Annotated in this window: 7 protein-coding genes; all 7 read left to right on the forward strand. The window is 64.7% G+C overall.

Going from position 1 to position 7,001, the window contains the following annotated elements:
- Nucleotides 1–4 precede the first annotated feature (4 nt).
- The 7 genes from AAGA68_13045 to AAGA68_13075 all read left to right on the forward strand — a co-directional run bounded on the left by AAGA68_13045 (nt 5) and on the right by AAGA68_13075 (nt 6,721).
- Nucleotides 5–2,119, forward strand: a complete 2,115-nt coding sequence (locus tag AAGA68_13045; protein ID MEM9385984.1) for an AAA family ATPase — start codon at nt 5–7, stop codon at nt 2,117–2,119.
- Nucleotides 2,112–3,059: a MinD/ParA family protein gene (locus AAGA68_13050; GenBank protein ID MEM9385985.1), complete on the forward strand. Its 948-nt coding sequence runs from the start codon at nt 2,112–2,114 to the stop codon at nt 3,057–3,059. Before AAGA68_13045 ends, AAGA68_13050 begins: the two co-directional genes overlap by 8 nt.
- Nucleotides 3,060–3,095: 36 nt before the next feature.
- A complete protein-coding gene (locus AAGA68_13055) occupies nt 3,096–3,872 on the forward strand; it encodes an RNA polymerase sigma factor FliA (protein MEM9385986.1) in 777 nt (258 codons plus the stop codon).
- Nucleotides 3,873–3,885: 13 nt separating this feature from the next.
- Entirely contained in the window at nt 3,886–4,110 is a 225-nt protein-coding gene (locus AAGA68_13060; GenBank protein MEM9385987.1) for a hypothetical protein, read from the forward strand.
- A gap of 14 nt (nt 4,111–4,124) precedes the next feature.
- Complete coding sequence (locus AAGA68_13065; protein ID MEM9385988.1) at nt 4,125–4,586, forward strand: DUF2802 domain-containing protein; 462 nt, start codon at nt 4,125–4,127, stop codon at nt 4,584–4,586.
- A gap of 103 nt (nt 4,587–4,689) precedes the next feature.
- Nucleotides 4,690–5,274, forward strand: a complete 585-nt coding sequence (locus AAGA68_13070) for a TlpA disulfide reductase family protein (GenBank protein MEM9385989.1) — start codon at nt 4,690–4,692, stop codon at nt 5,272–5,274.
- A gap of 130 nt (nt 5,275–5,404) precedes the next feature.
- Nucleotides 5,405–6,721, forward strand: coding sequence for a class I SAM-dependent methyltransferase (locus AAGA68_13075; GenBank protein MEM9385990.1), 1,317 nt, complete (start codon nt 5,405–5,407; stop codon nt 6,719–6,721).
- Nucleotides 6,722–7,001 lie beyond the last annotated feature (280 nt).

The raw sequence follows: 7,001 nt of genomic DNA on the forward strand, positions 1-7,001 counted from the left end.
CTAAATGCACATCAAGCGATTTGTCGCCCGCGATATGAAACACGCCATCCGCCTAGTTCGGGACGAGCAAGGTCCTGACGCGGTGATTCTCTCCAACCAGCAGGTGCCCGGCGGCATCGAGATCATCGCAGCAGTCGACTACGACCCGCGCCTGATCGACCACGCCCTGGGGGCGAACCCCGAGCAGGCCAAGGCCGCTAGCACAGTCGCCAACGGCGCCGCGGCACCGCCCGCCGAGCGCGCCGACGACTCGGCTACTCCCGCCCGGCGCTCGGACGGCAAGTCCCTGCGCTTGCCATCGCCAGCCCGTCGCACGGCGTCTACGCAGACTAGCCAGGACTCGGCGAGCGAGGACACCGCGAAGGCCGAAGAAACAACCGCCGCCTCACCCGCTCGGCGCGAGGCGAGTGACGGAAGCCGCACGGCCGCCCGCCGAACTCGGCGCACGAGCAGCACCACACGGAAAACCGCCAATTCCGCTGGTAGCTCTGGCAAACGGCAGAGCACCACGAGCGAAGGCACGCGACGCGCAAGCAAGCGCACGGCCAGTGCCTCCGCGGCAACGCCTGCCCGGGCCGCGGCGAAGAAGAAGCGGCGCGCTGCACCGCGCGCGGCGCCGCGACCGGCCCCTGCCTTGGAAGATACGAAGATTCTCCTACCGAGCGATCCGCCCCCCGCCGACGCACCGACTGCCGCCGTGCGTCACGGCGGGCGCGACGGCGTGGGGCAGGCCTTCGACGACGGCTACGGTCCGCGTCCAGTCAGCATGACCCTGTGGCGCGAGGGACCGCAAGCCAGCGTGGAACTATCGCTGCTTGATGAAGACAACGAACCACCCAGCGACACGGTCGACTGGGAGCCGCCCGGTGAGCGCAGTCGTGTCGGTGTATCCGCCTTCGATGGGCGCAACGATATGGTGGAGCTAGACGAGTTGCCGACGCAGACCCCCGAGTCCTTCGGAGAGGCGATGACGGCGCAACAATTGGCCTATCCACGATCCACGGGCGATGCCGCCCGGGCGCCGTTGCCTAGCGCACGACGGCCGACCATCACCCGTCAACGCTACGCTGAGATCGAGGAGTACCCAGACCCCACGCCGGAGGCCGAGGCCACCGGCGACGAAGCGGACCTCGACGCGCTGCGCGAGGATCAGGTCGAACTCTCAAACTCCCTCCCCTCCTCACCGGGCGCCAAGGGCAATGGACTACTCAGCGTGCTGGCGGGCGTCGGGCGGCGATCCGAACGCGCTCGCGGCGGTGGCGGGGAGCAGCGCAGCGGCGCTACGCAGATGGATCGCCAACAGACCGTGCGCCTGTACCTGCGCTCGCTGCATCGGGTCGGCATGAGCGATCCCTTGGTGCAAGAATTGGCGAGCGCAGCGGCTGCCAACAATGAAACCGTCGACTGGCCTGCGCTTGCCGGGCAAGCGACCGCACGCTTGCGCACGCTCGATCAGGAGGTAATCGATCGTGGCGGTGTAGTGGCGCTGGTCGGCCCAACAGGCGTCGGAAAAACGACGAGTATCGCCAAACTCGCGGCTCGCTTCGCCCTCAAGCATGGCCGTGAACGCTTAGCGCTGATCACCACCGACACTTTTCGCGTGGGCGCCCACGAGCAACTCAACACCTTCGCGCGCATTCTCGGCGTTCCCCTGTTCCAGGCCGATGATCCCAAGACCTTCAGCGCCTTAATGCGCCGCCTCGCACGCCATCGTCTGGTATTGATCGACACCGCTGGGATGGGTCAGCGAGATCTGCGTCTCGCTGAAGAGCTCAGTTTGCTGTCCAGGTCACGTGCCAACGTCCAAGTCTTGCTTACGCTGTGTGCCAACACGGAACGTCGCACGATGCTCGATACGATTGAGCGTTTCGCTGACGCGAAGCCAGCGGGCTGCGTGCTCACCAAGATGGACGAGGCGCGAGCGCCTGGCACGGCTTTGGGAGCGCTCATCGAAACCGGCCTGCCCCTGGCCTACACCAGCAACGGCCAGAACGTGCCCGAAGACCTGCACTGGGCGCGTAGCAAGCGCCTGAGCCTAGTGAGCCACGTGTTCCATCAAGCGGACATGGAAAGTCGCGATCAGATCGATGACACCGACGAGGTGCGAGAAAGTGCCTGACCCAAGCGATAGCAACCACGACGCCCAGCGTTCAACTCACCAGCACGAACACGATGGCAGCTGGGTGCAACAAGAAGACCAGGCCAGCGGTCTGCGCCGTGTGGCAAGCGCCCAACCGGTGCAGGTGATCGCCGTCACGAGTGGCAAGGGCGGCGTCGGCAAGACCACCGTCTCTGCCAACCTTGGGGTCGCCTGTGCGATGAGTGGTCGACGAGTCATGCTGCTCGATGCGGATCTCGGCCTCGCAAACCTGGACGTGCACCTCGGCCTTCACCCGCGCTACACCCTGAGCAACGTCCTCGAAGGGCAGTGCTCCTTGGAAGACGTCCTCGTGGAGGGACCCTGGGGCATGACCCTCGTACCGGCAGCGTCCGGCAACAAGCGCATGGCCCTACTCGACGCGCGCGAAAGTGCCGGCCTCATCCACGCCTTCAGCGAACTCACCCGTCCGGTGGACGTGCTGATCATCGATACGGCGGCGGGACTCTCGGAGAACGTCGCGAGCTTCGCTCAGGCGGCTCGCGATGTAGTAGTGACCGTGTGCGATGACCCGGGCTCCATCACCGATGCCTACGCACTCATCAAAGTGCTTAGCCGCGACTACCGAGTCGATCACGCCCGCGTGCTGACCAACATGACCGCTGGTGCGGAGCACGGCAACCAGCTCTACACGAAGATTGCCCGGGTGTGTGAGCGGTTCCTCGATGTGTCCGTCACCCACTTTGGCAACATCCCGCACGACCCCTATTTGCGTAAATCCGTCCAACAACAGATCAACGTTCTCGACGCCTACCCCTCCTCCCGCGCCGCCCACGCGTTTCGCCACCTCGCCCAGCAGGTGAGTCACTGGCGTCCAGCCGCGGGCTCGCGCGGGCACACGGAGTTCTTCGCTGAGCGCTTACTTCGAGTTCCCGCTACTGCCGTCGCCGAGGCCGTCTGATCGGTGGCGACGGACCTGGCACAAGGAGATAGCGCCTTGCCGAGCGGACGTCCTGCGCTCGACGGCGAGCCATCGCCCACGCCGAGCGATGACAGCCAGCAGGAACCCGTGGCACTCAGCGGTGATGCGTTGGTCCTTCAGCACGCAAGCCTGGTGAAACGGATCGCCTACCACCTCCTCGGCCGCCTGCCACCCACCGTGGACGTGGAAGATCTAATCCAAGCGGGCATGATCGGTCTGCTCGAAGCGGCTCGGAACTACTCGTCCGAGGGTGGTGCCAACTTCACCACCTTCGCCGGGATTCGCATCCGAGGAGCGATGCTGGATGAGGTGCGCAAGGTGGACTGGGCCCCGCGGCCGCTTTGGCGCCAGCTGCGTCAGATGAGTCGGGTGATCTCGGAGATGGAGCACGAGCAGGGTCGCGACGTCAGCGATCGCGAAGTGGCGGATCGTATGGAGATACCACTGGACGACTACCACCGCCTTCTGCGCGATGCCGCGTGTGCCCGAGTGGCCAGCCTGGACAGCATGATCAATGACGATCCGCCCCTCGCTCAGGCCATTCTGGAAGATCATGACGGGCCCTTGCAGCACCTGCAGGAATCCACCTTCGTAGCGGTATTGACGCAGGAGATCGAGCGCCTGCCGGAACGCGAGCGCCTCGTGATGGCGCTGTACTACGACGACGAGTTGAACCTGCGGGAAATTGGTGAAGTGCTAGGCGTGACCGAGTCCCGCGTGTCTCAAATCCACAAGCAAGCCAAGGTGAGGCTACGAACTCGACTAACCGAATGGGTGAGCGACTCGCCCTAGGAGGTTCTATGAAGTGGCTGGTAGTGCTCAGGTGGATGCGATGATTCGCTCCGTTGGCGTGACCAATCCCGTCCTACCTCGCCGCGATAGCGGAGGGCGAGGCGGGCGCGGAGAGCCCGAGGCGCGACCGGTCCAGGAAGAGACGTCCAAAGCGAAGTCGTCACGGGACGACGCCACCCCACGAGACGATGATCGCGAGCCTCCCGAGGCACCTCACCACATCGACGAATACGCCTGAAAGGACAGCCGCCCATGCCTAACGAGTCGTTTGCGACTTCGCTCATCTCCCAGCTCACTCCCGAGTTGCTCGCCGCCAGCCTCCTGGTCCTGGCCAGCCTATGCTTCTTCTGCGGCACCCTAGTACTGCTGCTGGTGATCGCACCGCGACTCGGCCCACTGCGAGGGATTGGCGCCGCACCGGTGGCGACGAGCATGCAGGCAACGGTCGCCGCCCCGGCACCGGCCACGGATACGCCAAAGGCGCGACGGCGCGCCAAGCGTCGGCGCCGTGATCGAGGACAGTCCACACGGCTCGCCACCCCCGAGGAGCAACCCGAGGGGCGGGACTTTTCGCGCGAGATTCACCTCGCTCAGCAGGGCAGTGACGCGGAACAGCTGATGCGCGACTGCGGTCTGACCCAGCTAGAGGCCAATTTGGTGGTGAAGCTCTACGGCCACGGCGGACAGGACTCGGTCTCCGCGGTCGTTGGCTGAGCGGCGGGGCGTTGTAACCGCGCCCGCGCTCGCGGACACTGTTCGTCATCCGGTGCGCTCGGTTGGCGAGCGAACCGCTGACATACAGGACAAGGAAGCGCCCATGCCATCGATCGCCACCCGCCCCCGACCGCGCGCGCGGGCGTTGCCGTTCATCCTACCGCTGTTAGTGGGCCTGCTCGGTGCCCACTCGACGCTCGCCAACGATGCGCCGAACTGGCAGTTGACCGATGCCACCGGCCAGGAGTACGCATTCCACCAAGAGCACCCGAAGGGCCCTAGCATCGTCCTCTTCTGGGCAACCTGGTGCCCCTACTGCAAGGCGCTGATGCCGCACCTACAGAGCATGCTGGAGGAGTACCAGGGAGAGAAGCCACTGCGGATCTTCGCCATCTCCTACCGCGAAGATGGTGACCCGCTCCAGTACTTGGAACGCCAGGGCTACTCGTTCATCGCTTTCCCGGAAGGCGGCGACGTACCGGCCTCCTACAACGTCTCTGGCACGCCGGGGCTGTTCGTGGTCGACGAGACCGGGCGTATCGTCCTCGACATCTACCAGGTGACCTCGCGCATGGCGGAAGACCCCAACTGGGATGCGCTGAACAACCGACAAAAGGCCGCCCGACGCGCGCCCTACTGGGGAGCTCGCATACGCGAAGCCCTCGACACGCTGTACGGCGCTCGCTAGGGGACCGCAGGATCGCGACCGCGCCGAGGCGGTCGCAGCGTAAGCCACTAGGAGTACGAGCCGACACCCAACCACTTCGTGCAAGCGCCAGAGAAGGACCGGGCGCGCACGGCACCGACAAGGCGCCGCCATGTCCGCTAACCAAGACTATCTGCCTCAGGTTCGCGACCAGTACGAGGAACTTCCTTACCCGCCGCGCGACCCGGCGCACGAGCGGCATCGACTGAAGTTCGTGCCCATGGACCAGCTGGCGAGCATTAACGCGCGCTGCTTCCGGGGCGCTCGGGATCTCACGGCTGGCATGCGGGTGCTAGTGGCTGGTGGCGGCACCGGCGACTCCACCGTCTATCTAGCGGAACAGCTGCGCGACTGCTCACCGCACATCGTGCACCTTGACCTTAGCGCCACAAGTATCGAAGTGGCCCGCCAGCGACTGAGCATCCGCGGCCTGGACAACGTTCACTTCGTGCAGGGATCGTTGCTCGACGTGCGGCCCGATGAGCTCGGCCACTTCGACTATATCAACTGCAGCGGCGTGCTCCATCACCTGGCCGACCCGGACGCAGGCCTAAGGGCACTGGTCGGCGTGCTCGCACCCGAGGGATGCATGGGGCTGATGGTCTACGCGCAATACGGGCGTACGGCGCACTACCAGATTCAGGCCCTGATGCGACTTGTAAACGCTGAGGCGCGGTCACGCGTGGAAAAGCTCAGCAACCTGCGCAGGAGCTTAGGCTCCCTACACCCTCACCATTGGCTGCGCTTTAGCGAACATGTTGCACCCACGAACGACGGCAACGGCGAGCTGGGCGATAGCGGTCTGTACGACATCTACCTCCACGAGAAGGATCGGGCGTATACGATCCCTCAGGTCTACGAGTGGATGGCGAGTCACGATCTACACATCCCCGGGCCGCCGGGCGACCCGACGACGCGCCACCAGTACGACCCCCGCACCTACGTGAAAGACCCTGCCCTCCTCGCCACCATCGAGGCCCTACCGGCGGCGACACGGTACGCGATCGCGGAGCTGATGTACGGGCAGATCGGGCGCCATATCTTCTACGCGACTCGCAAGGCGCAAAGCGCCGCTCGACTCGACGACGTGCACCTATGCCCCACCTGGTTAGACGACGAAGGCGCCGGCCTCGGTGCCAAGCTGATCGGCGAGAGCGCGGACCAGCTTGTGCTGAGCCATGCGGGCCTCAGGTTTACCACCACCAACACGCCAGAGAAGCTCGCCCTGCTGCGAGCCATCGATGGCAAACGCACGACGGCAGCGCTTTTCGCCGGTCAGGACCTCGGCGCACCTGCCCTCGCACCACAGATGGCGATGCTCGAGCAACTGCATAGCATCGATGCGATCACCCTGCGCGCGCCCGAAGTGCCCGTGCCACCGAGCAGTCGGTCGCTGCAGCTGCGGGTGGCCCAACGCTTCGCGCCCTAGTGTCCTGAGTTGGAAGTTCGTTGATGAATTCGCAGGCGAGTTTTTGTGCCTGGGTGCGGCGCGACGACGAGCGTGGCAGGTCCCACGGGAGGAGGAGCAACGTGTTCCGGGGCGAAAAGGTCCCGCTAAGTCAAAAACTAACTTCTAACTCAGGACACTAGCCTGGATTATTCATGAGCCAAAAGAGAAGAAGGCCCTCGATGTGTTAGAAAGGTGTTACGACACAGCACTTTCGGACACAAAGAAGGCCTTCCAATGGACGACGTTACCACAGCGCAGG

Source organism: Pseudomonadota bacterium, assembly GCA_039193195.1.
Taxonomy (GTDB): domain Bacteria; phylum Pseudomonadota; class Gammaproteobacteria; order Steroidobacterales; family JBCBZW01; genus JBCBZW01.

Coding starts and splice junctions, on each gene's coding strand:
- AAGA68_13075 (MEM9385990.1), top strand. CDS start 5,405: ATGTCCGCTAACCAAGACTATCTGCCTCAGGTTCGCGACCAGTACGAG.
- AAGA68_13070 (MEM9385989.1), top strand. CDS start 4,690: ATGCCATCGATCGCCACCCGCCCCCGACCGCGCGCGCGGGCGTTGCCG.
- AAGA68_13045 (MEM9385984.1), top strand. CDS start 5: ATGCACATCAAGCGATTTGTCGCCCGCGATATGAAACACGCCATCCGC.
- AAGA68_13065 (MEM9385988.1), top strand. CDS start 4,125: ATGCCTAACGAGTCGTTTGCGACTTCGCTCATCTCCCAGCTCACTCCC.